Source organism: Clostridium sp. AF19-22AC, from assembly GCF_003479085.1.
Taxonomy (GTDB): Bacteria; Bacillota; Clostridia; order Lachnospirales; family Lachnospiraceae; genus Faecalicatena_A; species Faecalicatena_A orotica.
In genome coordinates this window covers 88,704-115,134 of sequence record NZ_QUGN01000018.1, presented here as the reverse complement: position 1 = coordinate 115,134, position 26,431 = coordinate 88,704, and the positions used below count along the sequence as shown (strand labels likewise).

General features: G+C 46.9%; 18 protein-coding genes and 1 pseudogene. 16 read left to right on the top strand and 3 right to left on the bottom strand.

The window, feature by feature from the left end; translation table 11 throughout:
- The first annotated feature begins 386 nt into the window (after positions 1 to 386).
- The 13 genes from DWX43_RS18850 to DWX43_RS18790 all read left to right on the top strand — a co-directional run bounded on the left by DWX43_RS18850 (position 387) and on the right by DWX43_RS18790 (position 20,054).
- Positions 387 to 1,850, top strand: a complete 1,464-nt coding sequence (locus tag DWX43_RS18850; RefSeq protein ID WP_118621437.1) for an amino acid permease — start codon at positions 387 to 389, stop codon at positions 1,848 to 1,850.
- A gap of 18 nt (positions 1,851 to 1,868) precedes the next feature.
- Entirely contained in the window at positions 1,869 to 4,937 is a 3,069-nt protein-coding gene (gene ebgA / locus DWX43_RS18845) for a beta-galactosidase subunit alpha (RefSeq protein ID WP_118621436.1), read from the top strand.
- 439 nt (positions 4,938 to 5,376) lie between these two features.
- Positions 5,377 to 5,895 (top strand): nitroreductase family protein, encoded by a 519-nt coding sequence (locus DWX43_RS18840; RefSeq protein WP_118621435.1) that lies wholly within the window; start codon positions 5,377 to 5,379, stop codon positions 5,893 to 5,895.
- The gene (locus tag DWX43_RS18835) at positions 5,879 to 6,556 is read left to right on the top strand and encodes an alpha/beta hydrolase-fold protein (protein WP_182440759.1); all 678 of its coding nucleotides are present in this window, start codon (positions 5,879 to 5,881) and stop codon (positions 6,554 to 6,556) included. Before DWX43_RS18840 ends, DWX43_RS18835 begins: the two co-directional genes overlap by 17 nt.
- A 101-nt stretch (positions 6,557 to 6,657) precedes the next feature.
- On the top strand, positions 6,658 to 9,198 hold the full coding sequence (locus tag DWX43_RS18830; RefSeq protein ID WP_118621433.1) for an FAD-dependent oxidoreductase: 2,541 nt from the start codon (positions 6,658 to 6,660) through the stop codon (positions 9,196 to 9,198).
- Positions 9,199 to 9,351: 153 nt separating this feature from the next.
- Entirely contained in the window at positions 9,352 to 10,023 is a 672-nt protein-coding gene (locus DWX43_RS18825; RefSeq protein WP_118621432.1) for a response regulator transcription factor, read from the top strand.
- 10 nt (positions 10,024 to 10,033) lie between these two features.
- Positions 10,034 to 10,993: a HAMP domain-containing sensor histidine kinase gene (locus DWX43_RS18820; protein ID WP_243099399.1), complete on the top strand. Its 960-nt coding sequence runs from the start codon at positions 10,034 to 10,036 to the stop codon at positions 10,991 to 10,993.
- A gap of 122 nt (positions 10,994 to 11,115) precedes the next feature.
- Positions 11,116 to 11,823 (top strand): ABC transporter ATP-binding protein, encoded by a 708-nt coding sequence (locus DWX43_RS18815; RefSeq protein ID WP_118621431.1) that lies wholly within the window; start codon positions 11,116 to 11,118, stop codon positions 11,821 to 11,823.
- Positions 11,820 to 14,486 (top strand): ABC transporter permease, encoded by a 2,667-nt coding sequence (locus DWX43_RS18810; protein WP_118621430.1) that lies wholly within the window; start codon positions 11,820 to 11,822, stop codon positions 14,484 to 14,486. The genes DWX43_RS18815 and DWX43_RS18810 overlap by 4 nt, the downstream gene beginning before the upstream one ends.
- 15 nt (positions 14,487 to 14,501) lie before the next feature.
- Entirely contained in the window at positions 14,502 to 15,353 is an 852-nt protein-coding gene (locus DWX43_RS18805) for an AraC family transcriptional regulator (RefSeq protein WP_118621429.1), read from the top strand.
- Between the two features lie 111 nt (positions 15,354 to 15,464).
- Entirely contained in the window at positions 15,465 to 16,820 is a 1,356-nt protein-coding gene (locus DWX43_RS18800) for an MFS transporter (protein ID WP_118621428.1), read from the top strand.
- A gap of 23 nt (positions 16,821 to 16,843) precedes the next feature.
- Positions 16,844 to 19,201, top strand: coding sequence for an alpha-xylosidase (gene yicI, locus DWX43_RS18795; protein ID WP_118621427.1), 2,358 nt, complete (start codon positions 16,844 to 16,846; stop codon positions 19,199 to 19,201).
- Between the two features lie 169 nt (positions 19,202 to 19,370).
- Positions 19,371 to 20,054 carry a YoaK family protein gene (locus DWX43_RS18790; protein WP_118621426.1) on the top strand — a complete coding sequence of 228 codons (684 nt, stop codon included), beginning with the start codon at positions 19,371 to 19,373 and terminating at the stop codon, positions 20,052 to 20,054.
- A gap of 104 nt (positions 20,055 to 20,158) precedes the next feature.
- Here the strand turns inward: DWX43_RS18790 and asnB are convergent, their stop codons facing one another.
- The 3 genes from asnB to dpsA form a co-directional block, all read right to left on the bottom strand.
- Positions 20,159 to 22,009: an asparagine synthase (glutamine-hydrolyzing) gene (gene asnB, locus DWX43_RS18785; RefSeq protein ID WP_118621425.1), complete on the bottom strand. Its 1,851-nt coding sequence runs from the start codon at positions 22,007 to 22,009 to the stop codon at positions 20,159 to 20,161.
- 79 nt (positions 22,010 to 22,088) lie between these two features.
- Positions 22,089 to 22,667 (bottom strand): dipicolinate synthase subunit B, encoded by a 579-nt coding sequence (locus DWX43_RS18780; RefSeq protein WP_118621424.1) that lies wholly within the window; start codon positions 22,665 to 22,667, stop codon positions 22,089 to 22,091.
- Positions 22,668 to 22,680: 13 nt separating this feature from the next.
- Positions 22,681 to 23,577 (bottom strand): dipicolinate synthase subunit DpsA, encoded by an 897-nt coding sequence (gene dpsA / locus DWX43_RS18775; RefSeq protein ID WP_118621423.1) that lies wholly within the window; start codon positions 23,575 to 23,577, stop codon positions 22,681 to 22,683.
- 156 nt (positions 23,578 to 23,733) lie between these two features.
- Here dpsA and guaA point away from each other — a divergent pair, with 156 nt between their 5' ends.
- The 3 genes and pseudogenes from guaA to DWX43_RS18760 all read left to right on the top strand — a co-directional run bounded on the left by guaA (position 23,734) and on the right by DWX43_RS18760 (position 26,225).
- On the top strand, positions 23,734 to 25,053 hold the full coding sequence (gene guaA, locus DWX43_RS18770; RefSeq protein WP_330582291.1) for a glutamine-hydrolyzing GMP synthase: 1,320 nt from the start codon (positions 23,734 to 23,736) through the stop codon (positions 25,051 to 25,053).
- A gap of 17 nt (positions 25,054 to 25,070) precedes the next feature.
- Positions 25,071 to 25,472 (top strand): annotated as a pseudogene (locus DWX43_RS18765) (TnpV protein).
- Positions 25,473 to 26,024: 552 nt separating this feature from the next.
- Positions 26,025 to 26,225 (top strand): hypothetical protein, encoded by a 201-nt coding sequence (locus tag DWX43_RS18760; protein ID WP_147356317.1) that lies wholly within the window; start codon positions 26,025 to 26,027, stop codon positions 26,223 to 26,225.
- Positions 26,226 to 26,431 lie beyond the last annotated feature (206 nt).

Sequence of the window (26,431 nt, the reverse complement as noted above, 5' to 3'; positions counted from 1 at the left end):
GGTCAAAGCAAACCACCGGCTAAGCCGGTGGTCGTGATTACTAAAGTATACTCCCGGTAAGGGGATTGTTCAAGCAGGAAAAAAGAGCGAGTCAACATATGTATAACTATTCAACATAAATGATAATCGTATAAAATCCTGTGGATGCCGGGAAATGGCTGGATTGTTATTTTTATATCAAATCACAGCAGGAAACACGCTGAAATGTGGGGGGATGTTACCATATACGAAAAAGGGATTTTAAAATAAAAGATATAAAACTGTCAACATAAGTATAAAACACTTCAACATATCTGATAGAATTCAGAATATCAGGGTGCTACAATAATAACCATAAAGCAGATGCGCAAATGCTAAAAAAAGGAAAACGATAAGGAGAAACTCTCATGGAAAAATCAAATTCAAGAGAAAGACTGGGGGCAGCTGCCCTGATGATGATGACCTTCTCTGCTGTTTTTGCATTCCCTAGTATCATCAATAACAGCATCCAGATAGGTCTTGCAACAATCCCGGCGTATATATTTGGTTCTGTATTTTATTTCCTTCCGTTCATACTGATGATCGCGGAATTTGCATCTGCAAACTCAGGAAAAGAATCAGGAGTGCACAGCTGGCTGGAATGTGTTTTAGGTCCAAAATGGGCATTCCTTGGTGCCTGGACATATTTCTTCGTAAACTTATTCTTCTTCTGCTCCCTTCTTCCGCAGACACTGATCTATGGGTCCTATGCTTTTGTCGGAAGAAACGTATTTACGGGTGACAACGGAACAAGAATCATCGCAATCATCTCTGTTGTACTCTTCTGGCTTGCAACCTATGTATGTGTAAAGGGAGTCAGCTGGATTTCAAAAGTTACAGGATTTGCAGGAAGTGCACGTTTATTAATGGGTGTGGTATTTGTTATTCTGGCGTTTATCGTCGTATTCGGATTCGGTGAGGCTCCGGCACAGGAATTTACAATGGAATCCATTACACCGAAGTTTAACTGGACCTTCTTCATGACAATGGCCTGGGTATTACAGGCAGTCGGAGGCGGGGAGAGTATCGGAGTCTATATTAAGGACGTAAAGGGCGGCAATAAGACATTTGTTAAGATCATGGTGCTCTCTACAATCGTAGTTGGCGTGATGTATGTGCTGGGTGCAGTAGCGGTAGGTCTTGTCGTACCATCAGAAGTGCTCTCCGGTAACTTCTCAAACGGTATTTTCGATATCTTCAAGATACTGGCAGGCAAATTCGGAATTCCAAACGGTGTGATTGTCAGGCTGGTAGGACTGATTCTGTTTCTCGGAAGCCTTGGTTCACTGGCACTGTGGACGGCAGCCCCTGTAAAAGTATTTTTCTCCGAGATACCGGAAGGTGTATTCGGGAAATGGCTTGTTAAGACGAACGAGGAAGGTAACCCGACAAACGCATTATTTGTACAGGGAATCGTTGTAACAATCCTGTTAGTGATTCCGGCACTCGGAATCGGTAATATGGACAGTTTTCTGGAGATGCTGATCAACATGACCGTGGCGACTTCACTGCTTCCTGTCTTATTCCTGATTGCGGCATATATTGGACTGCGCTGGAAGAAAGATAAGATGCAGCGGGACTTCAAATTCGGCAGCAGAACATTCGGTATCGTGGCAGGTATTTTCCTGATGGTTGTATTCCTGTTTGTATTCTTCATGTCAACAGTACCGGAGCCGACACTAATGAAACAGGCGCTTGACGGGACACTTCCGGCTGGAACGGCAAACCCGATCGGAACACTTGCTTACAATATTGTAGGTCTGGTTATATTCGTAGGTGTTGCATGGATCTGCTGGAACCGTTATGAGAAAAAACAGAAAACTATCAAATAATATATTGGAGGATTCAAAATGAAAATCTGGGAAAACCATCAAATAGACGGCATCAACAGGATGCCAGCAAGAGCACATTTTTTAACATTTCCAACGAGGGAAAAGGCACTTCTTAATGACAACAAATACACACATGCATTCAAAAATCTGAACGGGGTATGGAAATTCATGTTTCTGGATGCACCGGAATACAGCCCGGAGGGATTTTTTGCAAGCGAATATGACACATCCACTATGGATGACATCACAGTTCCGGGAAACTGGCAGCTGCAGGGATATGGGAAAATGCACTACTCCGATCTGTGGTATAATTTCCCGATCAACCCTCCGTTTGTACCGACAGAGAACCCGACAGGCATCTATAAGCGTACATTCTTTATAGAGGAGAGCTTCAGGGGAAAACAGATCATCTTAAGATTCTGCGGAGTGGATTCCGCATACCACCTCTGGGTCAACGGGCAGGAAGCAGGCTACAGCAAGGCCGCCAGAAATGAATCAGAGTTTGACATTACCGACATGGTAAAGGTTGGTCAGGAGAATGATGTGACAGTCCGCGTGTACCAGTGGTCTGACGGGACCTACCTTGAGGATCAGGATATGTGGTGGGAGAGCGGCATCTTCCGTGATGTGGAACTGCTCGGCGTTCCGAAGGACGGAATCCGTGATTTTAAAGTAACAGCGGATCTGGATGAAACATATACAAATGGGCTTCTGCGTGTTGAGGCGGCACTGCGGACAGAAGAAAACGTACAGGTAACATTTGAACTTATGGATGCACAGGGGAATACAGTCCTGACAGAGACGGCTGGCAATCACGGCGAAAAAGTCTGCATGGAGGCTGTTGTAGAAAACGCAGAACATTGGAGTGCAGAGATTCCTTATCTCTATAAGCTGCTTATGACCGTGGAAAAAGACGGACAGGTAATTGAGGTGATTCCGCAGAATGTCGGATTCAGAAATATCCGCATGAATGGCGATACCTTCCTCGTGAACGGCGTTGCCATCATATTCAAGGGAATGAACCGCCATGACTATAATCCGAGAAACGGGCGTGTTGTGGCAAAAGAGGAGATCGAAAAAGATATTATCCTCATGAAACAGTTCAATGTCAATGCAATCCGTACGTGCCACTACCCGGATTCCTATTATCTGTACGACCTTTGCGATGAATACGGAATGTACCTGATTGATGAGACAGATCTGGAGTGCCACGGCTTCGAACTGACCGGAGACTACAAATGGATCACGGACGATCCGACATGGGAGACGGCATATGTATCCAGAATGACACGCATGATTGAGCGTGACAAAAACCACCCGTCTATCATCATGTGGTCTCTGGGAAATGAATCTGCTTTCGGCTGCAACTTCCGCAGGATGACTGAAGTGGCACACGAGATGGATTCTTCCAGACTGGTTCATTATGAGGGTGACTTTGATGTGGAATCCGCAGATGTATATTCAACGATGTATACCTGGCTGGAAAATCCGGATAAACCATTCCTCATGAAGGATATCATAGAAAAATCCCAGAAACCGCATATTCTCTGTGAATACTGCCATGCAATGGGAAATGGGCCGGGCAACCTGAAGGAATATCAGGATTTGTTCTATGCACATGACAAACTTCAGGGCGGATTTATCTGGGAATGGTTTGACCACGGTATCGAGTCATACACCGAAGACGGTGAAAAATACTACCGTTACGGGGGAGACTTTGGCGATGACCCGAGCAACAAAGATTTCTGCATCGACGGAATGCTGATGCCTGACCGAACCCCTTCACCGGGCCTCTATGAATATAAGAAAGTTGTAGAACCGGTAACAACATCAGCGGTAAATCTGGAACAGGGAATCATCCACCTGATAAGCCGTTATGATTTTGCGGATCTGGATCAGTTCCGTCTTGTATACAGCATAATGGAAGATGATGTGATGATTCAGGGCGGAAGTATGGAACTGCCGTCTATTCCGGCAAGGTCAGAGAAAGAAGTGAAGATTCCGTATGACTTCGCATCAGTAAAGGCAAAGCCGGGGGCAGAATACTACCTGAATCTGTCCTACCAGTTAAAGGAGCATACAGCGTATGCACCGGCCGGACATGAGCTTGCAACGGCACAGTTCAAGCTTCCGGTTTATAAAGAAGGAATCGAAGTAGTTCCTGAGGGAATGCTGAGGGTGACAAAAGAACACACAGTCCTTCATGCAGAAGGCGCAAATTTCCATGTAGACTTCGATCTGGTACGCGGTAATATCACCAGCATTGTCAGAGATGGCATGGAAGTGATGAGCAAAGGCCCGCGCCTGACACTCTGGAGGGCACCGATCAGCAACGATATGGAAATTATCGACCAGATGAAGAAGGTACATTTCCTTCATTTGGAACACGAAGTGGTAACAGAGGTGCAATATCAGGAAGAAAATAACTTCCTCAGAGTACAGGTTGATACGATCAACAGTACCACAAACAGCGCATGGCATTTCAAGACAAGGTATTCCTATGTGGTATGCCCGACAGGGGATGTTCTGATTCAGGTAGAAGGAACGCCGTCCGGAAGGACAGATCTGGCGCCGGATATGTTCCCGCGGATCGGGGTGACGATGCATCTGGACCAGTCAATGGATCAGGTACGGTACTTCGGAATGGGACCGGGGGAGAATTATGCAGATTCCAGAGAAGCCGCCATGATGGGAGTATACGAAAATACAGTGGACGGATTATTTACCAACTATGTTGTTCCACAGGCAAACGGAAACCACATGGACTGCAAATGGGTATCTTTGACAAACGACAGAGGCATGGGCCTTGTAGCGTCAACCGAAGATAGCTTTAACTTCAGTGCATCACGCTTTGAGGAAAAAGATCTGGACGATGCAAAACACACATGCGATCTGAAAAAACGGGATTATGTTGTATTCAACATAGACTACAAACAAAATGCACTCGGGACATATGCCTGCGGTGAGTGGCAGCTGGACAGATACCGTGCAAAATTTGAACCATTCAAACTGTCATTCAGAATCACACCGTTTAACAATAAAGAAATAAGCGACAAACAAGTAGCGCATGAGAGGGTTCGAGTTTAGCTGGTAAGTTTTAGACTGGGGACGCAAAATCAAGGGATGGCCGCCGGTCTGGCAAGGGCACGCATGCCGTTTTGAATTGCGGACGCAGACCTGAGAAATTCTAAGAAGCATCCAGCCGGAAAGGCGGGGCACAGATGGCACATCACGGGAAATCTGATGATTTCCCGCGCTGGGCCATCCGCTTTTATGATTCGGAATCATAAAAGCTCCCCATTTTTCCGGCTGTCTCCTTCTAAGAATTTCTAGGGGCTGCTTTAGCGATTCAGAACGGCATGCGTGTCCTTGTCAGGCCGGAGGCTATCCCTTCATTTCGCTGGCGCATCAGGTAAGAAAAGTATGCCAGCTAAGGAGGGCTCGTGACGGAGGCAGCAATTATTATTTACCATATTTTTTTTACGTGTTAAAATGGAAGAAATATATGGTGAAGGAGTGGTTTTTGATGAATGAGACTTTGAACACGTTGGAGACGCGCAGGAGTATTCGGAGTTATAGGAGTGAGCAGGTGCCGGAAGATGTTTTGGAGGAGATTCTGCGGGCGGGGATGTATGCTCCGACGGGGATGGGGATGCAGTCTCCTGTTATGGTGGTTGTGCAGGAGCCGGAGATGATCAGGAAGTTGTCTGCACTGAATGCAGCGGTGATGGGGACTGACAGTGATCCGTTTTACGGGGCTCCTACGGTTATTGTGGTGCTGGCGGACAAGGAGCGGGGAACTTGTGTCGAAGACGGTTCTTTGGTGATGGGGAACCTGATGAATGCGGCGGCTTCTCTTGGGATTGGTTCTTGCTGGATTCACCGTGCGAGAGAGGTGTTTGCAGGGAATGAGGGCGAAGAGCTTATGAAAACGTGGGGACTCGACCCTGAAAAATATATCGGCGTCGGGCACTGCATTTTAGGCTATGCAGCAGAACAGGGAAAGGCAAAGCCGAGAAAAGAGGGATATGTTATCCGTGTATAAGGACTCTGTCAAAATAGACGATTACACGATAGAAATTTTTCGTGGGGATTCTGCTACTGATTTATCCGTCATCTGGCTTCACACCTTTCCGGGGGAGGCGGAAGAAATATGGGAAAGGCTTTCCGGGATCAGTACTCTGCTTGCGGTAACCGGTAATGACTGGAACCGACAGTTTTCCCCGTGGCCTGCTTCAAAAGCTTTTCGGCAGGGGGAAGATTTCGGCGGCGGGGCGCCGGACTATCTTAAATATTTCCTTGAAACGCTGCTGCCGGGGGCAGAAGAAAAGCTTCCTTTTGAGCCAAAAGTGAGAGGGCTGGCGGGATATTCAATGGCTGGCCTTTTTGCAGTGTACGCAATGTACAACACCCCGGTTTTCAACCGCATAGCCTGTATGTCTGGTTCGCTCTGGTTTGACAATTGGAAAGAGTATGCCCTGACACATTCCCCTGTACCTGAAAACCCGGCAGTCTACCTGTCACTGGGGAGTAAAGAGCATAAAACTAAAGACCAGAGAATGTCGCAGGTAAAAACGATTACAGAAGAGCTGGCTGTTTACTGGGGAAAAAGCTGCCGGGTAACATACGAAACTGTGCCCGGAGGCCACTTCACAAATGTTGCTCAGAGAATCGCCCGGGGAATTACACAAATTGAAAAAATGTAACATATATAAGACACAGCGATCTGATGAACGTTCCATGTTTAAAATATCCATTTTGTGGAATGCTAACCGAAACGGAAAATTATTATGAAACGGAGGAGCATATGAAGAGTCTGGAGCTAAGGAAAGGTTTTTACTGGACAGGAGTTATAGATAGTGATCTGCGTGTGTTTGATATTATTATGTATACGGAATTCGGAACTACATACAACTCGTATGTAATGAAAGCCGGAGACAAGACCATTTTATTTGAAACGGCAAAGGTAAAGTTCTGGGATGATTACCTTGAAAAACTGGAGGAACTCACGACGGTCAGCGAGATTGATTATCTGGTGGTCAGCCACACGGAGCCGGATCATGCGGGAAGTGTGGAACGTCTGTTGGATCTCTGTCCGCACCTGAAGATTATTTCCACGGGAACGGCAAATACGTTTCTGAAGGAGATCGTGAACCGGGATTTTACTGGAATCGTGATTAAGGACGCTCAGCGCATGACAATTGGAGACAAAACGCTGTATTTTATGGCAGTTCCAAATCTGCACTGGCCGGATACGATGTACACCTATATCGAAGAGGAACAGATACTGGTTACCTGTGATTCTTTTGGATCGCACTACGCCTTCAGTGACGTCCTTGTCAGCAAGGTCAGAAATCAGGAGGATTATAAAAAGGCGGCAAAATACTATTTCGACTGTATTATCGGACCGTTTAAATCGTATATGCAGCGGGCCCTGGAGCGGGTAAAGCAGATGGATGTCACCATGATCTGCACCGGGCATGGGCCTGTTCTGGATGACAAGATTGACCAGATGTACAGGTGGTATGAAGAATGGTGCACGGTTATAAACCCGAACCAGCGCAAGACGGTGGTGATTCCATATGTCAGTGCCTATGGATATACCGAACAGATGGCACAGGATATTGCGGAAGGGATTCAGGAATGCGGTGATATTGATGTTAGGCTTTATGATATGGTAACCTCTGACACGGATAAAGTAATCGCGGAACTGGGATTTGCAGACGGAATCCTGTTCGGGACCCCGACGATCGTAGGGGAGGCGCTGAAACCGATATGGGACCTGACTCTTGCGATGACTCCTGTGACACATGGCGGCAAACTGGCCGGAGCATTCGGAAGCTATGGCTGGAGCGGGGAAGGAGTGCCGCATATCGAGGAGCGTTTAAAACAGCTTCGCATGCAGGTCGTGGAAGGATTCCGGGTACGGTTCAAGCCGAATCAGGCAGACCATCAGGATGCTTTTGACTATGGTTATAATTTTGGCTGTGTCCTTCTGGAGAAACCGAACACGAAGAAAAAGTCGGGCAGAAGTACGCTGGTGAAGTGTCTGGTCTGCGGTGAAATCTTCGATTCATCCCTGGAAATCTGCCCGGTCTGCGGAGTCGGACCGGAGAACTTTGTCCCGGTTGAGGCAGAAGAAGTCACATGGCATCATGACACCAGTGATTTTTACCTGATTCTGGGAAACGGTGCCGCCGGATTTTATGCCGCACAAGCGATCAGGGAGCGGGATGCGACGGGATCGATCGTCATCGTTTCCGATGAACCTTACCGTTCCTACAACAGGCCGATGCTGACAAAGTCTATCATGGCGGAATTAGATGAAGACCAGATTGCGATACAGAATGAAAACTGGTATGAGGAACAAAAGATCGTGCAGATCCTCGGAAGGCGGGTGGTATCGGTTGATACGGAAGAAAAGGAGGCTGCACTGGACGATGGCAGCAGGCTGAAATATACGAAGCTGATCTATGCACTGGGGGCAGAATGTTTCATACCGCCGATACCGGGAAGTGAGAAAAAGTCTGTCGTTGCGATACGCAGGCTGGAGGATACAAGAAAGATTGCCGCGCTCCTGCCGGAAGTGAAGAATGTGGTCGTAATCGGAGGCGGAGTTCTGGGACTGGAAGCAGCATGGGAGATGAAGAAGGCAAAGTGCCAAGTGACGGTAGTGGAAATTGCGCCTATGCTGATGGGGCGCCAGCTTGATTATCCTGCGGGGGCACTTCTGCAGTCCATCATTGAGGGATGCGGCATTGGAATCAGGGTTGGTGTGCAGGTAGAGAGCGTACAGGGAACAGAGAAAGTGACAGGGGTAAAACTAAAAGACGGGGAAGTCATCCCAGCCGAGCTGGTCATCATTTCGAGCGGGGTACGTGCAAACATCGGACTTGCGGAAAAGATGGGGCTCAGGACGGATAAAGGCGTGGTCGTGAACAGCAGGATGGAAACCAGTATCCCTGATATCTATGCATGTGGGGACTGCGCACAGTATAACCAGATCAATTATGCAATCTGGCCGGAGGCAGTAGACCAGGGCAGGACGGCCGGAGCAAATGCCACAGGGGACGATAAGGAATACACTCCGGTTCCGGCAGCGCTGACCTTCCACGGGATGAACACGGCCCTTTATGCGGTCGGGGATACTGGAAAGAATACGAATCTCATATATAAGACGGTAGAATTAAAAGATATGGGAAGAAAACAGTATAAAAAGTACTATTTTCTGAATAACCGGCTCTGTGGAGTCATCCTGATCGGGGACGTTTCGGAGATGGGGGAAATGATGGAGGCCGTCGAAAAACGGAAGAGCTATAAAGAACTCATGACAAAGACAGGCGCCTGAGAAATACGGGAAGAACAGCAGTTATAAACGACATAAAAAAACTTTGGCTCCCCGCCTGTCAATAAGATGACAGGCCCGGGAGCCATTGACGTTTCCTGCCCGGACATACTATAATGCTGTATAGATATGATAATGACGATATCGAGGTAAGAAATGAAGAAGATTCTGATTATTGAGGACGACATGGATTTGCAGGAGGGGCTGGCGTTTTCTCTGCGAACGGACGGATATGATACATATACAGCAGGAAGTATTCAGGAAGCGGTTCATGTGATGTCTGGGAATTGTTTTGACGGTATGATTTTGGACTGCAATCTGCCGGACGGCAGCGGGTTCCAATTCTGCAGGGAGATCAGGAAGACCAGCAACATCGGTATCCTGATGCTGACGGCAAGAGACACGGAACTGGATGAAGTGAAGGCGCTGGAGCTTGGCGCGGACGATTTTATGACAAAGCCTTTTTCCATTGCAGTGCTCAAGGCCAGACTGAAACGGCTCCTTGGCAGGAACGATGAAGGGCAGTGCCTGCTCTCGCACGGAATCCGTCTGGACCCAAAGGAATGCCGGGTTTATAAAGGCGAAGAAGAGATTTCCCTTACGAAGGTGGAGTATAAGCTGCTTTTGTTTTTTATGGAGAATCAGAACCAGGTACTCTCCAAGGAGCAGATTCTGGAGCGCATCTGGGACAGTGAGGGAAGATTTGTGGATGAGAATATTGTCTCGGTAAATGTACGGAGGCTGCGGCAGAAGGTAGAAGAGAATCCGGCAGAACCGGCATGCATTAAGACGGTGCACGGGCTGGGATATGTCTGGAAGGAATCATAGGAGAGACGAAATGGAATGGATGTGGGCGGAAAACACAGGTCTGGTCATTGTGGTCTGTGCGGTGATGGCGGCTGTCATATGCGCTGCCGCGGCACTGTTTTTTTACAGGGAAAAGAACCGGATATACCGGATGGCATGTAAGATGATGGATGAGCTGCTCGATGATAAGGCTGTTACGCCTTCCGGACTGAAAGAGGGGGAGGCAGCGGTCCTGTCAGGAAAGGCAGAGCGGATACAGGAAAAGCTGCGCGCAGAGATCGGTCAGGCAGCAGGGGAAAAGGAGCAGGTTAAGAGCCTGATCTCTAACATGTCCCACCAGCTGAAGACCCCGCTTGCGAATATCATGATGTATGAGGAGATCCTGAGTGCGGACGGAAAAGGCGGGAGAAGTCTTTCGGAGGAAGAGCGGAAACATTTTCTGGACAAAATGCATGTGCAGTCTGAGAAAGTGAACTGGATATTGAATTCTCTGTTTAAGATGGTAAAACTGGAAGAAAATGCGATAGTCTTCGAGGCTGGCCCCGGCCTGATTAGAAAGACGCTGCTTGATGCCGTGAATCTGGTGTATGAAAAGGCCCAGAAGAAACAGATTGAGATCGAAACCGAGTATTTCCCGGACTGCCTCTTGTATCACAATCCCAAATGGACGACGGAGGTATTTGCGAATATTCTGGAGAATGCGGTAAAATATACGCCGGAGTACGGAAAGATTACAATCGGTATGAGAAGGATGGAGATGTATACAGAAATCTGGATCCGGGACACGGGACGGGGAATCGATAAGGGGGAACTGAACTCGATTTTCAAACGGTTTTACAGGAGCCCGGACGTGGAAAATGTGGAAGGATCAGGAATCGGGCTGTATTTGGGCAAACTGATATTGGAAAAGGAAAAAGGGTATATGAATGTGGCTTCCGTGAAAGGGGAAGGAAGCTGCTTTTCTGTTTTCTTACAGAACTGCCGGAACTAGAATGTGTTTGATTCTGACAGTTTTGTAAGATTTTCTTTTTTATTTGTAGGATCACTGTAAGAGGACCTTGTTAAGATAAATATGTAAAGGAGCATGTGAAAAAGAAAGGGCGTGTGTGAATAATGAAAGTATTAGAAGTACAGAATGTGGAAAAGATATACGGCTCCGGCGAAAATAAGGTCCATGCACTGCGTGATGTAAGCTTTGACGTGGAGTTAGGCGAGTTTTCGGCGATTGTGGGGGCGAGCGGGAGCGGAAAGAGTACGCTTTTGAACCTGATCGGCGGACTGGATGTGCCGACGAAGGGAACGGTTGTGGTCCGCGGCCATGATGTGGCAAAACTGAGCCGGAAGGAACTGACGATTTTCAGGCGCAGGAACATTGGTTTTGTATTCCAGAACTACAGCCTGATGCCGGTGCTGAATGTGTATGACAATGTAGCGCTCCCGGTAACATTTGACAAGGGGAAATATGTGGACCACGAATACATCAGGGACCTGCTGACAGAACTGGGACTCTGGGAAAAGAGGAAGAACTATCCAAATGAGCTGTCCGGCGGCCAGCAGCAGAGAGTGGCCCTTGCACGTGCGCTTGCCAACAAACCGGCTCTGATTTTGGCGGATGAGCCGACCGGGAATCTTGACTCACATACAACAATCGAGGTCATGGGATTGTTAAAAGCCAGCAGTAAAAAGTATAATCAGACGATTCTAATGGTGACACATAATGAAGCGATTGCCCAGACCTGTGACAGGACGATCCGGATTGAAGACGGGAAACTCTATGACGGGGAACTGGAATTTTATACAAGAGGCGGTGAGGGAAAATGAAAAACAGCATCCGCCTGGCATTTGCCTATTTAAAATACTATAAGAAACAGACGCTTGCATTGTTTCTGGGAATTGTACTTTCGGCGTCGCTGCTGACCGGGATCGGGTCCCTGCTTGACAGCGGCAGGACTGCCTCTCAGGAAAATGCGAGGGAGAAATACGGAGACTGGCATTATTCTCTCCGCTGTGATTATCCGTGGTATTCAGACTTTCAGGAGCATACAAAAGGGAAAGGCTATGAAGTGGAGAAGGCAGGGGTCCTGACCGTCCGCAAGATCATAGAAGAACCTTTCGAGATAAAATTATGCTATGCAGACGCCGGTTACATGACCCTCATGGGGCGCCGGTTAGAGGCAGGACATTATCCGCGGGAGAATAACGAAGCAGCCGCAGATACCTACACACTGAAAAATCTGCAGATTGAGGCTGAACTGGGGGCAAGGTTCGAACTGGACGGGGAGGAATTCATTTTAAGCGGAATCATATCGGATATGCCTGAATCGGAAGGTATGCAGGTATTTGTTAATGAAGGGCTGGATTACGGGACTAACGGGAAATTTTTATATCTGAAGTTTGATGAATCTAGAAGGGTTTACCGTCAGATGGTGAATTTCGCAAATACGTTCCAGACCGATAAAACGAGTATATATATGAATGATAAGGTTGCAAGATATGCAGGCGGGGAAGCAAAAGCAGCGTTGTGGGAGACTGTCAAGTCGGGCATTTCTATGGAAGGAACCGGGTTCCCGTATATATGGGCAGTGCTGAATATGTATTGGAACCTGACGGAAAAAGCAGTCCTCGCAGCACTTGGCCTGTTTGGGATCTTCATTATTTATAGTTTATTTCAGGTATCCGTCATTAAAAGAATGTCGCAGTACAGTATCATGCAGGTAACGGGCCTCGGAGAAGGGGCAACTTTTGGTATCCTTGCAGCAGAGCTGGGCATGATTTTCCTTGCAGGATATCCGGCGGGGTGTCTTCTGGGAAACGGTGTGGCTGCACTTTTATATCAGAAGGCAGGAAAGATCTTTGTACAGCCGGAGGATTTTATAGTACATTCAGGCGCCGCTAAGGAGCAGGCAGCCCAGATGATGAATATGCCGGACCCGGGAGCATTCCATTTTTCACGCAGCGTGGCAGCAGGGGGAGCTGCATTCCTGTTTCTGGTGCTTCTTTTTCTGGCATGGATTTTAGTCAGGAAAATGCGTAAGATGACGGCCCGGGAGCTTCTGGCAAAAGACAGTGGCAAAAAGAAGAACCGGAAAATCTACAGTACAAAGACCCAGAGCCTGACGGGAGTACTGACCAGAAAGTTTATGTTTGCAAGAAAAGGGGCATTTGCAGGTGTCCTGATTTCACTGTCGGCCGGGAGCCTCATTTTCCTCGGGACGGCTTATGTGACAGAGAACACGAGGATTAACAATGAACTGAAATTTAAGGCGGACGACGGCCTTGGATCGGATATGCAGGTATTGGAAGATTCCGATGTCTTATCGGACGTCATGCCGGAAGATACAGCCGCCCGCCTGCGTGATATAAAAGGCATCAAATCCGCCTATGCGGTGCGCTATATGCCCGGAGAGATCTCTCTGCCGGACGGTATGCTGAAGTGGACGAGTTATTATCCGGAAATCGCCGGGGAGGAAGGTTTTGACCCCGATCCGGTTCTGATGGAGAAATACAATGGCATAGCCATCCAGACAGGTGAAGACGATTATAAGCTGAAAGTCAACATCTATGGATATGATGACGGGATGCTTGAGGAAATGAACGAGTATCTTCTGGAAGGGTCCATCGATCCTGAAAAAATGCGTAAGGAGAATACCGTCATTCTGAAAACACTCATGGGCGGACAGGGAACCTATGAAGGGATCAGCCTCTCATCGGGAGACTCAATACAGTTAAAGACCCCGGTAAATACGGAAGTTTCACAGGAAGTCCTGAAGTTTCTGGCGGAAGAAAACCAGTACCGGGAAAAGAATTTTAAGATATCCGCGCTCGCGAGCAGGCCGCTTGCAAAGGTGGATACTTATATCGGGGATGACGGCACAAACCGTGTTGACATCATCATGACGAATGAGCAGATGAAAGAGAATTTTGGAGTGGAGGGGTACCAGACCATGAGTATCCGTCTGGAGGAAGGCGCAGATGCGGAACATGTGTCGGCCAAAATCCAGAAGGTAACATCCGGGATACGGAAATGTATCGTAAAGGATTATACACAGCAAATTGAGACACAGAACCTGTTTCTGGCGAGGAAGATGCTGTTTTTCTATGGCGTCGCGCTGATTCTGCTGGTCATCAGCCTTCTGCATATTATGAACAGCATGCAGTACCTTGTGACAGCGAGAAAACACGAGTTTGGAATCATGCGGGCGATGGGAATCACAGATGCCGGCTTTCGGAAGATGCTCGTGAAAGAAGGACTGAGGTACGGCATTTATTCCAGTCTGGTCATGGCTGCGGCATATCTGGTTCTGCAGAAATTTTTATATTACTTTATCATACATGTTTATCTCTATCTGCATCCGAAGGCATCACTGCCGGCATTCCCGATACTGCTTATGGCGGCGGTGAATATAGGGATCTGTATTGCGGCGGTGCTCATATCCGGGCAGGCTGTGTTAAAAGAGCAGATTATAGAAGAAATAAGAGAATAAGAAACAGGGGGCTTTATGGAGAGTAAAGAAGTGCGGCACGAAATTGTTTTCAGTAATGCGGACATTGATGTCAGGTTTTATTTATCTGCAGATGACGGGGGATATGTTCCCCCGCATTGGCATGACCATATCGAAATGATCTATATGCTCGAGGGGGAAATCCAGATTCATTGTGAGACAAGAGAAATCCATGTAAAGGCAGGCGAACTGATTGTCCTGAATTCTAAAGAAATTCATTCGATCTGGAGTACAAAGAACCAGGCCCTTGTACTTCAGGTTTCTGATAAAATTCTGGAAAAATATGTGCCGGACTACGAACTCCTCCAGTTTCAGGCGGTGCCCGGACCGATGAGTCCGGCCGAAGCGACGAAGATGGAGCGGCTGAAGAAAATCTGCCATGATATGTATGTAATCTATGAGGTGCGCCCGGACGGGTATCTGCTGAAGTTCAACAGCCTTTTGTATGACCTGCTGTTTTCACTGGTCCACTCATATTCCATAAAATTGGTGGAGAAAGAGGTCAGCCGGAACCAGAAAAACAGGGAGAAAATGAAGGAGATTCTGACCTTTCTGGACAAGCACCATGAAGAACAGCTGACGGTGCAGTCCGTGGCGGAGCACTTTAATTATCACCCGGATTATTTATCCCGGATTATGAAACGGCAGATCGGGATGACGGTCAGTGAATACTTATATGAAATCCGGATTAATTACATATATTATGATCTGATGAACACAGCTGATTTTATCAATGAGATATTTGAGCGGCATGGCTGTACCAACTACCGGGTGACGATGCGGTGGTTTAAAAAGAGATTTGGCTGTACACCGAAAGAAAAGCGTAAAATGGAACGGGAAAAATTGTGAAAAGTCGGAAATGTACTATTTTTGAGTCGTTTTTACTCCTAATGCGGCTGAAAAACCTGTGATATACTTCATCTTGATCTGAGGTAACAGTTCAGGAAGGAAGAATGAAAAATGGAAGGTACAAAAATAGGTGTAAAGGAACGGCTGGCGTATGGCTTCGGGGATCTGGGGTGCAATATTATTTATTCGGCCATGTCAGCATTTGTTTTGTTCTATTACACGGACTATGTAAAAGTAAGCGCCCTTACGATTGGCACAATCATGCTTGTTTCAAGACTTTTTGACGGGGTGACGGACCTGGTCATGGGAGTCATTGTAGACCGCACAAAATCAAGGTTCGGAAAATGCCGCCCCTGGATTTTAAGGATGGCAGTCCCATTTGCCATTGCGGGAATACTGCTGTTTTCCGTGCCGTCGGGACTGGGCGAAACGTCAAAAATAATTTATATTTTTATTACATACAATCTTGTTTCATCCGTTGTATACACGGCAATCAATGTGCCATATGCAACATTAAACGCATTGATTACTCAGGACCAGTATGAACGGTCCGTCTTAAGTATTTTCAGAATGACACTGGCTACAACCGGGACACTGCTGATTACAAATCTGACACTGCCGCTGGTGGAATTCTTCGGGGATAATCTGTCTGCATGGACGAAGACATTTGCAGTATTTGGAATCTTTGCGGTCATCATCTTTGTGATCACATTTGCGGGAACAAAAGAAAGGGTAAAACCTTCGAGGACAACAAAGCAGGAGAAGGTTCCGTTTTTCAAGGGGATCGGAATTCTCTTTAAAAATAAGTACTGGATCATGATTACACTGACTCTTGTATTCATCTTTATCCAGTATTCACTCAATGGCGGCGCGGCAGTTTACTATGCAAAGGTCATATTGCATGATGCGAAAATGGTGGGACCGATGAACCTCGTTGCCAGCGTCGTCCAGATCGTGGCAATGTTTACGATGGCCTTCTTTGTAAAGCGGATCGGAAAACGAAACATGATGATTGTCGGTGCGGTAATCTATGGACTCGGATTCGGAATGTTTGCTTTTGTGGGAATGAGCTATGCAGGCGTCATGTTTGCATCTGCACTGAAAGGAATCGGAAATGCATGTATTTCTTCCTGTATGTTTGCGATAGTCTCTGACACGATCGAGTACGGCGAATGGAAGACCGGATACCGTACGGAAGGTCTGGTTAACAGTGCATCCAGTTTTGGATTTAAAGTCGGAAATGGACTGGGATCCGCCATGCTCGGATGGATACTTGCACTGGGGAACTATGCAGAAAATTCCGTGGCCCAGAGTGCGTCCTCTGTGATGGCGATTAAAGCACTGTTCATTTATATACCGGCCGCAATCGCAGTTATCCAGATTATTATCATGCTGTTCTACCACCTGGACAAGGAATATGATTCTATCGTGGAAGACTTAAGCAACGGGAAGACAGAAGCTGTATAAACGGATTGAGGAGGAGATCAGGTATGAAATTTACAGAAGGTTACTGGGAAAAGAATGAGCGGGCAAATGCACAGTATGCGGCACAGGCATTTGCTGTGGAGGAAATCGAAAACGGAATGCGTGTGACGGCGCCTCTCCGTGTGATCAGCGATCGTTCCGGGGCATTGGATGTGGGAACGATCACGACAGAGTTTACCGCGGTTAGGAAAGATATTATCAGTGTGCGGAGCTATCATTTTGAGGGCTATGAAAAACGGGAACCAAGATTTGAACTGAACAGGGAGATGCAGGATGTTTTGGTGGAAATCACGGAAGACGAAGCGGTCATGACTACGGGAAGGATGACGGTGCGTGTAAACCGTCAGGATTTCCTGATTTCCTTTGAAGCGGATGGAAAACTTCTGACTTCCTGCGGATTCCGTAATCTCGGATATATGCAGTATGACCGGAAACATCTGACAAAGTTTCCGGAGGAGAATTATATGGCCGCGGATTATCAGCCATACATGATGACAGAATTGTCTTTAGCACCGGGGGAATGTGTGTATGGTCTGGGAGAACGTTTTACTGCCTTTGTAAAAAATGGGCAGGTAGTTGACTGCTGGAACGAAGACGGAGGAACTGCGTCACAGATCGCCTACAAGAATATCCCGTTTTATGTGACGAACAAACATTACGGAGTCTTTGTGGACCACAGTGACCATGTGGCATTCGAGGTGGCGAGTGAAAAGGTGGAGGCCGTCGGATTTTCCGTAAAGGGGGAAGAAATACGCTACAACCTTATTTACGGGGATGATATCAAGGACGTACTGGTTCATTACACAGATCTGACCGGAAAGCCTGCGCTCCCCCCGGCCTGGTCCTTCGGGTTATGGCTGTCCACTTCCTTTACGACAAGCTATGATGAGGAGACGGTCAGCTCTTTCATACAGGGGATGGAGGACCGGGACCTTCCGTTGGATGTTTTTCATTTCGACTGTTTCTGGATGAAGGAATTCCACTGGTGCGATTTTGAGTGGGACAGCAGAATTTTCCCGGATGTAGAAGGTATGCTGAAACGGTATAAGGAAAAGGGACTGAAGATCTGTGTGTGGATTAATCCGTATATTGCCCAGGGGACGAAGTTTTTCCGGGAGGGACTAAAAAACGGTTATCTCCTGAAACGCGCTGATGGAAAAGGAATACGGCAGGTGGACAACTGGCAGCCGGGTATGGGGCTCGTGGACTTTACGAACCCGGAGGCGGTGAAGTGGTACACCGCAAAATTAAAAAAACTGCTGGATATGGGAGTCGACTGTTTCAAGACTGATTTCGGTGAGCGGATCCCGGTGGATGTGGAATATTTTGACGGTTCCGATCCGTGGGGTATGCATAATTATTATACAAACCTGTACAATACAGCGGTTTTTGAACTTCTGAAGAAGGAAAAAGGAGAAGGTGAGGCAGTTCTTTTTGCCAGAAGCGCAACAGCGGGCGGACAGCAGTTCCCGGTTCACTGGGGCGGGGATTGTTCAGCGACCTATCAGTCAATGGCGGAAAGCCTGAGGGGCGGATTGTCATTTACCCTGTCAGGATTCTCCTTCTGGAGCCATGATATCGGAGGGTTTGAGCTGACAGCGAGCCCGGACGTGTACAAGAGATGGCTCCAGTTCGGCCTGCTATCCACCCACAGCCGCCTGCATGGTTCCAAGAGTTACAGGGTACCGTGGCTGTTTGATGACGAGGCAGTCGAGGTATGCCGCAGGTTTACAAAACTGAAACTAAGGCTGATGCCGTATATTTATCAGATGGCCGTCCTTTCCCACCAGTCGGGAATCCCGTCCATGAGGGCAATGGTTATGGAATTTGAAAACGATCCGGCGGTAAAATATCTGGATATGCAGTACATGCTCGGAGACAGCATCCTTGTGGCGCCTGTATTCTCATCAGATGGAAGTGTTGAGTATTACCTGCCGAAAGGAACGTGGACGCACCTGCTTACGGGAGAGACGAAGGAAGGCGGGGCATGGTACAAGGAGACCTATGATTTCCTGTCACTGCCGCTGTTTGTCAGGGAGAATACGCTCCTGCCTGTCGGGGCAAATGAGCAGACGGCGGATTATGAGTTCGCGAAAAATGTGCAGATTCAGGTGTTTGAACTGCAGGAGGAAAAAGAAGCAGTCTGCCATGTTCCTGACCGGAAGGGAAATACAAGCCTTACAGTAAGCGGAACCAGAACCGGAAACAGAATCAAACTGAAAACTTCTAAAGTGGAGGAGATGTCATATCTGCTCAGAAATATGAAGGAAGTGAAACAGGTGAGCGGGGCGGAAATCAAAGAAATCACCGAACAGGGAGTGATTCTGATTCCTGCGGCACACGAAGTGACGATAGAATTGTGATGACATATTAAGTGGGCTTTGTGCAGATGAATAATATCCATCTGCACAAAGCCCGAAACTTTTTAGAAAAAACTTTACATTCTCCCGGCACGCCGTATAATGGTGAAGGAATAAAATAAACGGAGCAGTTAATTCTTAATATATTTATTACGGACGGGAGGCATGACAGATGATGAAATGTAAGGCTGGCCGGCAGATGTCGGAATCTATGGTGCTTGCGGTATTCCTGACGCTGGCAGGGGGCTTTCAGGATGCGTATTCTTATAATTGCAGGGGGAAGGTCTTTGCGAATGCACAGACCGGGAATATTGTGCTGCTGGGGCAGAACCTGGCACAGGGAAATTACGGGACAGCGCTCCACTACCTGATGCCGCTGGCAGCATTTATCGGCGGGGGATATGTGACAGAATGGGTGCATCATTTATATAAAGAGCATCAGAAAATACACTGGCGGCAGATTGTACTGCTTGTCGAGGTGGTATTGTTGGTCATAGTGGGACTCCTGCCGCATTCGATGGATGTACTGGCAAATGTGCTGATGTCCTTTGCATGCGCCATGCAGGTCAACAGTTTCCGCAAGTTCAGGGGAATTCCGTGTGCGACAACCATGTGCATCGGAAATATGAGGAGTGCGACGGAAATGCTTTGCAGGTACCATATCACGAAGGATAAGGAATTAAGAAGAAAAAGCTTGCATTACTATTTTGTGATTCTAATTTTCGCGGTCGGAGCGGCGGTTGGGGCAGTGATGAGCATTCATATTGGACTGCGTGTCATCTGGATTGCGGCGGCGCTGCTGTTTGTCGGATTTGTACTGATGTTTATCAAAGAAGATATGGGAAAAAGATCTTAAAATGACTGATAACCGGGTTGTTTCAGAATGAATGTGGGCGGAAATGTGAGTGTGTACATTTCCGCCCTGTCTTTCATTAGGAATGGATAATCTGTTTGATCCATCTATATGATCCTGATCTTGTATTTTTCCAGCCAGTAATTTACCTGGAGCATATAGGCCAGCATCTGGGGCCCGGCCATCAGCTGTCCGTACCAGGGTTTCCCGTAGTCGGACGGACTGTTCAAGAATGCGTGGACTTTTTTTGTATCCAGCAGGGTACGGACCGGGGCGTTTGCATCCGCGAGTACTTCTTTCAGCTGATCTCCGAGCAGCTTTTCATATGTGGGATCGTAAGTTTTGGGATAAGGACTCTTCCTGCGCCACAGAATTTCTTTCGGCAGCAGACCCTCACCGGCGTGCCTTAGCAGTCCTTTCACGATTCCGTCCGGGCACTTCATTTCCCACGGGACGCTGAAGATGTATTCCACGATCCGGTGATCAGCCAGGGGGACTCTTGCCTCCAGACCGTTATACATACTGGTGCGGTCCATCCGGTCCAGCAGGGTCACCATGAACCAGCGCAGATTCAGGTATGCGATCTCCCGACGCCGTTTTTCTTCTGGTGTATCTCCAGCGAGAAGGGGAGTTTCGTGAATCGTCTTTTCATAAGCGGCACGTGCATAATCTTCCATATGCAGTTCATGGATGACGCTTTCATCCAAAAGCGCCTGCCGTGGCTGCATACTCATGGACCACGGGAACGCGTCCGTCCGGAAGGCCTTTTCACTGTGGAACCAGGGGTATCCCCCGAAGATTTCGTCTGCACATTCCCCTGTCAAGGTTACCTTGTTATATTCCTTCACCTGAGAACAGAAATACAGCATAGAAGATTCTACATCCGCCATGCAGGGCAGGTCTCTGGCATCAACTGCCTTAAAGAGACAGTCCAGCTGATCCTGATTACTGCACTCAAGAAAACGGTGATTTGTTCCGGCAAACTGGACCATCTGCTCCACAAAAGGGCGGTCCTGACTCGGCTGGAAGGAGTTGGATTTGAAGTATTTGTTATTATCTGTGAAGTCAAAAGAAAAGGTATTCAATACTTTTCCCTGCTTTTTCAGCTCCTTTGCACAAATTGCAGTAACAAGGCTGCTGTCCACTCCGCCTGAGAGGAATGTGCTGATCGGAATATCAGAAAGCATTTGCTTTTTCACGGCATCTTCCACCAGCCATGCGGTCTTTTCGACTGTTTTTTCAAGAGAGTCCTCATGGGGATGACTCTCCAGTTTCCAGTAAAAGTCTTCTGTACAGGAGGTCCTGTCAAAGGTGATACATTGGCCGGGCAGAACTTCCAGAACATCTTTAAAAACACCTTTCCCGTAAGATTTTGCCGGACCGAGGGCAAAGATTTCACACAGTCCGTCTCTGTCAAGAACCGGCTCTACCCCCGGATAGGCAAACAGCCCCTTTATCTCAGATGAAAATACGAGAGTCTCGCCGGTCATCGTATAAAACAGCGGCTTAATACCGAGCCGGTCCCGGAAGAGAAATAGTTCTTCCGACGCAGAATCCCATAAGGCGATTGCAAAAATTCCGTTTAACTTTTTGATGTAATCCCTGCCATGAAGCATATAACCTTCCAGAATCACTTCCGTATCGCTTGTCGTCCGGAACTTCACCCCTTCCAGCAGCAGCTCTGCTTTCAGTTCATCCATGTTATAGATCTCACCGTTGAAAACAATCGCACACTCCCTGCCGTGCCGCGCTTTTACAAGCGGCTGGTGTCCGGTCACCAGATCAATGATTTCCAGACGGACATGTGCAAGGCCACAGATGGGGCTCAAATAAGTACCTTCATCATCAGGTCCCCTTTGTTTCTGCGCATGATTCATACCGTTCAAGATGCCGAGCCACTTCGTTTCTTCTGTCTTATAATCCCTGTAGGGATTAAAAAATCCAGCAATTCCGCACATTTTTTCTTCTCCTTTTTCATACCTTATATTGAATCTGCCCGGAGGGACTGGGTTACAGGATGTGCCCTCCGGGGAATATTTACTGGATGACCGGCTGATACTGCCTTCCTTCTAAAGCAGCCTCAATAGAAGGAATTAGAAGCTCTGTATGCGCGATCATGGAATTCGGCTTTTTCTTCGGATTATCCTGACCAAATGGGATGAAATATATATTTTTGGCATTCATCAGAAGGCCGATATTTTTCATATTCATTCCAAGGGCATCGTTTGTTGAGACGGAAATCAGAAGAGGCTTGTTGTTCCGCAGATGAGCCTTTGTAGCCATCAGTGCGGGAGTATCGGTGATCCCGTTGGCAAGCTTTGCCAGAGTATTTCCGGTGCAGGGGAAGAGAACAAGAATATCCAGCAGGCTTCCGGGGCCAATCGGTTCAGCCTGTGATATAGTCAGCATCGGTTTTACACCCGTGATTTCCTCCGCCTTATCGATGAAGGTTTCCGCCCTTCCGAAACGGCTGTCGATACTTCCTGCTGCATCGGAAAAAATCGTCTGTACGAGGGCTCCTTCATCCACCAGTTTCTGTAGTTCTGTAAATGCTTTTTCGTAGGTACAGAAGGAACCTGTGAAGGCTACTCCAATCGTTTTTCCTTTTAAAGACAATTTGCATCACTCCTTATTCATTATTTGAAAGCATTGCAGCTTCGATGACTCTTTTTACCGCTTTGGCCGAAGATGAGGGGGCGTATTTCCCGGGAAGCCCCGGACATAACACTGCGTTTCGTCCCAGATGCCGGGCTTCTGCGTAATCCACTCCGCCGGGAGCAGAGGCAATATCAATGATCGTTACGGAAGACTTCATATTATTTAAAATTTCTGCGGTCACTACTTTTGCCGGAATTGTATTGAATATAAAATCAAATTCCCCCGCACATGCCGCAAATTCTTCCAGACTTCCGGTCCGGTCACTAACCGTTCCCGCAAGTGCTCGTTCCTTCGGCTGGTCGGAACTGGCATATACATAGCAAAACATGCCCCGCAGATAAGAAACAAGCGTACTTCCGCATTTCCCATAACCTAGCACGGCACACTGGCTGCGGTGAAGATTCTGCGGGCTCCTCTGAATGGCTTCGCAGATGGCACCTTCTGCTGTGGCGATCGTATTATAAACCGCAAGAGATTCATCCTGCATAAGGTCATGTACAGAAACTCCCGCCTTGCGGACCGTATCCTTAAATTCCCCGGAAATACAGCCGGCAAAAAATGTCTGGCCTTTTCTGAGTAAACCCAGCAGGGAAGAAAGCGTAAGGTCTTTATCCAGAGAGTTCTGATTCAGATGGACGCCGTTTTTACTGAAAGGAATCGGACAGATAATACAGTCGGAGGAGCTTATTGCTTCTTCAAGGGACGAGGCCGGGGCAACATAAGAAGCGTCTGAGCATCTGCCTTCATCCGGCGCAGCCATCAGGGCATAGTAAATGACGCGGTTCTGATGGTGTGCCAGCTCTTCAGCCAGATATACCTGCCGCATATCTCCGCCAATGACCGCGTAATCGTATTGTGGATACTCCATTGTGAAACTCCTGACAAAATACAATTTTATTTATTATATGCAGAGAATAAAATATGTGATATTTCTATTTCATGGATGGAAAAACATAGAGTGTTCAGTTATAATAGAAGAAGATTCGCAATTGTTCATAGTAATGAACAGATGTGAGGATTATAAATGATCGAACGAAAGAGAGGAAAACAAATGAAACAGGACATGATAGTTATTCTGGACCTGGGGAGTACGAATAACACAGTGCTTGCCCGTGAAATCCGCGATCTTGGCGTATACAGCGAGATTCACCCTCACGATATCACCGTGGAAGAACTGAATGCATTGGATAATGTCAAAGGAATCATTTTAAACGGTGGAGAAAACCGTGTCGTAGATGGACAGGCAGTCGAGGTCAATCCGGCAGTTTATGACTGCGGATATCCGGTCATTTCCGTAGATTATCCGGGATCAAAGTGTGAAAAACAATACGCGGAACTGCCGGATACGGATACATTAAAGTCCTTTGTATTCGATGAGTGCAGAGCAGAAGCAAACTGGAACATGAAGAATTTCGTCGAGGACCAGACCGAACTGATTAAACGTCAGGTCGGAGACCGCAAAGTATTGCTTGCCCTTTCAGGCGGTGTAGATTCATCCGTAGTCGCTGCACTTCTGCTGAAAGCGATCGGCCAGCAGTTGGTGTGCGTTCATGTTAATCATGGCCTGATGCGTAAAAATGAATCAGAAAGTGTTGTAGAGGTATTCAAGAACCAGCTGCACGCAAATCTGATCTATGTAGATGCCACAGAACGTTTTCTCGGCAAACTGGAAAACGTCGCGGATCCGGAAGAAAAACGTAAAATTATCGGCGGAGAATTCATCCGTGTATTCGAGGAAGAGGCACGCAAACTGGATGGTATCGACTTCCTTGGACAGGGAACGATTTATCCCGATATCATTGAAAGCGGAACAAAGACAGCTAAAATGGTGAAGTCTCACCATAACGTAGGGGGCCTGCCGGAAGATCTGCAGTTCGAACTGGTTGAGCCTCTGAAACAATTATTCAAAGATGAAGTTCGTGCATGCGGAATCGAACTCGGTCTGCCGCCACACATGGTATACCGCCAGCCGTTCCCAGGACCAGGATTAGGTGTGCGCTGCCTCGGAGCGATCACCAGAGACAGACTGGAAGCTGTCAGAGAATCCGATGCGATTCTGAGAGAAGAATTCGAGAAAGCAGGACTGGATAAGAAAGTATGGCAGTACTTCACAGTAGTGCCGGACTTCAAATCAGTCGGAATGAAAAACCATGAGAGATGTTTCGAATACATGGTCATCCTGAGGGCAATCAATACAGTAGATGCAATGACAGCCACCATCGAAAAGGTAGACTGGGAAGTATTGGAGAAGATAACCGGAAGGATATTGGCAGAGGTGGAGAATGTCAATAGAGTGTGCTATGATATGTCACCGAAGCCGCCGGCGACGATAGAATTTGAATAACGTACAGAACCCTGGAAATGCCTACAATGGGCATTTCCAGGGTTGCTTTATGTCGTTTGGCTCTACTTATAAAAATTGACTTTCTTAGAAAAGACGGATTGTATTATGCAAATTTGATGTTGCTGAAGGGTACAGATTATCCAATTGTGAAGTATGGACATATGAGGAGGAGATATTTGCAGGACTATCGTGAGGTGGAATACCTTAGATTACTTCTAAATGGTGATTTGAATGAGCATCTACACAGGGTGGATGTGGAATGGGAGTAGCGGATGGAGGTGTTAATTGATCAGATGATGGAAAGGTGGGGGGTGACTGAACAGCTTAAATTGGAGAATCAGATGGAATGGGTTGGCAGGATGCATAATATTAGGTGTTCAGTGGGAGAAGTGGTGTTGAGAGAAATTGTATACCTGTAATATTTGCGTCGAGTGGTAAGCTGTTCCGTATTTTTTTATGACAAAAGTGATAGAAAAAGACGAAAAGAAATTGTATAATAGAAAAGAGTATATCAGCAAAATTTATGTGGAAGACGTGTATGATGTGTTAAGTACCTAATATGTGATTTGGATAGATGATGATATAAGTTAGAATGTATTGGCTTGTAGAGCAGGGGTTAGCACCAAAGAGAGTACTTCTTGTTGTAGTACCACTTATTATAATTTTTTTGTTGGAACACATAAAACGAGTTTTGGAGAGAAAAGGAGATAAGAATATGGGAAAGATGAAGAATGCTTTTGATGCGCTAATTGTAAACTTAGGTTGCTTTATTAATTTAAGTGGTAATGTAGCAGGAGGTGCTCTGCTAGCCAATGCGTTCTAAGAATCAGAGCAAGTTGCAGATATTTGAAGTGAAGGAGTTGTAGCAATGATAGATGGTATTATTGAACAGACCAATTCATATATAGATGAAATACCCAAGAAAGAAAAAATACGGGCAGTTTTTTACGAGTAAGGAAACAGCAATGTATATGGCTGGCTTGTTTTCGATTGCAGAGGATAAAGAAACATTAACAGTCCATGATGCAGGTGCAGGTATTCTGTCTTGCGCACTTGTTGAAGTATTGCAAAGCAAGAAAGTAAGTCTTACCTGCTATGAGACAGATAGCAATATTCTGGAAATATTGAGAATCAACCTGAAGTATATAAAAAAATGCAGAAATAGAATTTGAGTATGAGATTATAACAGAAAATTATATTACAAGCCAATATTTGGACTTTAATCATATTATAGGTGGAAATCCAGAGCCTAAGAAGTACGATGTTGTAATCGGTAGTCCGCCTTATATGAAAATTCTGAAAGATGCATCTGAAGCAACTGCAATGCCAGAAGTTAAAAAAATTTAGAGCATATTTTTTGACAGAGAGTAAGCTGGAG